Below are 490 nucleotides of genomic sequence, written 5' to 3'. Positions count from 1 at the left end.
GACTTGCATGTGTTAAGCCTGCCGCCAGCGTTCGTTCTGAGCCAGGATCAAACTCTCAAGTTGAGAATTCAATCATTGGCTTAAATCACGTCTCTGAATCGACGAGAACTCACACCCATCTTCAATCGGCCCAAACCTAAGTCCGAACCGAGAAAACTGGTGTTGTCTCTTGTCAAAACGTGACCGCCAAAGTCTCTTTCCAGAACCCCAATCTCTTGAGGTCCCGCGAGCTCCGCCGCCCACGTTTCTCTTTCTCATTATTCAATTGTCAAAAAACCGACGAACTCACCATCCGTCAAACCGCTTCCATAAAGCCCAGAACCGCCGAGGTCCCAGACCCAAAATCAGCCTCAGCCAACCCAGGAAACTCTAGAGCGAAGGTCGTCGTCGCCAGCAGCGCCGCCGCCCTCGTCAGTGATCGGGCTTATAGACCCACCCCCTCTCACACGTCAACAGACATTTTCAAAAAAACTTCAAAATTCTACAACAT

Annotated in this window: 1 rRNA gene; it reads right to left on the bottom strand. The window is 50.6% G+C overall.

What is annotated here, in order from left to right:
• A 16S ribosomal RNA gene (locus AC0C6X_RS30140) occupies positions 1-63 on the bottom strand; the annotation flags it as partial.
• Between the last annotated feature and the right edge of the window lie 427 nt (positions 64-490).

The organism is Ensifer sp. VA4 (genome assembly GCF_055710065.1).
The sequence above is the reverse complement of the archived record's forward strand: the minus strand, read 5'-3'. Positions and strand labels throughout refer to the sequence as shown.